The sequence below is a fragment of the Hansschlegelia beijingensis genome (assembly GCF_045505405.1).
GTDB classification, from domain to species: Bacteria; Pseudomonadota; Alphaproteobacteria; order Rhizobiales; family Methylopilaceae; genus Methylopila; species Methylopila beijingensis_A.
Map to the genome: position 1 here is coordinate 1 of NZ_JBJKEX010000570.1, position 1103 is coordinate 1103.

At 64.6% G+C, this 1103-nt stretch carries 1 protein-coding gene and 2 pseudogenes; all 3 read right to left on the reverse strand.

Annotated features, from left to right (window positions below; genetic code table 11):
* Window positions 1-197 (reverse strand): annotated as a pseudogene (locus tag ACIKT0_RS18765) (transposase); the annotation flags it as partial.
* A gap of 1 nt (window position 198) precedes the next feature.
* A pseudogene (locus ACIKT0_RS18770) lies at window positions 199-522 on the reverse strand (IS5 family transposase); the annotation flags it as partial.
* Window positions 523-874: 352 nt separating this feature from the next.
* Window positions 875-1103, reverse strand: a 229-nt coding sequence (locus tag ACIKT0_RS18775) for an integrase core domain-containing protein (protein WP_407106820.1), incomplete at its 5' end; no start/stop codon positions are given.

Sequence of the window (1103 nt, forward strand, 5' to 3'; positions counted from 1 at the left end):
CCGAGCCGGCAGAACCAGCGATAGGCGAGGTTCAGGTGAACCTCCTCGCACAGTCGCCGCTCAGACCGGACTCCGGAGCAGTAGCCCACCAGCAGCATCCGGATCAGGAGTTCCGGGTCGATCGAGGTACGCCCCATCGAGCTGTAGAACGGAGCCAGATCCCGGCGCACTTCCGACAGGTCGACGAAGCGGTCGATTACCGCCGGCCGCTGAGCGGTGGGCCTTCACGGCTGAGCTGTCGATCATGACGTGCGCCGGCGGTCCGGCCTCGGCTGCAAGCGTCAGGAACAGCTTGCGCCACACGCCTTTGACGGCCCAGCGGACATAGCGGTTGTAGAGGGTCTTGCGCGGTCCGTAGACGGCCGGAGCGTCGGCCCAGCGGCCGCCCGACCTCAGCACGTGCACGATGCCGCTGATCACCCGCCGGTCGTCGACACGAGCAACGCCGCGCGTCTTCGTCGGCAGATGCGGCTCAAGACGCGCGAACTGCTCGTCCGTCAGCCAGAAGCAGTCCGATCCCATCGGCGTTCTCCCTCGAGGACGCCTCTGAATCACGCTTCACTCGATCTGCAAACCCCTTAATGGGTCCGGGCCCTAGGGGCCTAAGGATGAGTCGGTTCGGTGTTTGACCCGCGCGCAGGCGCTTCCTCAGGCAGCTACTTGTAGCTGCTCCAGAACGTTCAGGAAGTCGGGAACACGGACGAGTAGAGCTCGCAGACCCGTGCTCCCGCGCCGAAGCGCTGCCACAGAGAGATTGCCGCGACGCATCTCCGCAAGAACACCGCCCAGGGAGACCGCATATCTCTCGCAGAGCGTCACGACTGGATCCAGATCCGATTGCCCCCTGGAGTGGGCCCCTTAAGCCGGACAGCCGTCAGGCTCCGGTTTGGACCGTCTGCCGGGCGTGGTGATCCTCGAACTGGCGCGGGCTGAGGTAGCCGAGCGCCGAGTGAAGCCTCTTGGCGTTGTAGACGTCGTCGATGAAGGTCGGAAGGCTCTCGGCGACGTCGGTGAAGGTCTCGTAAGCCATCGGATAGACTGCCTCCGCCTTGAGCGTCTTCATGAAGCTCTCCGCTTTGGCGTTGTCGTAAGGGTTGCCGCGT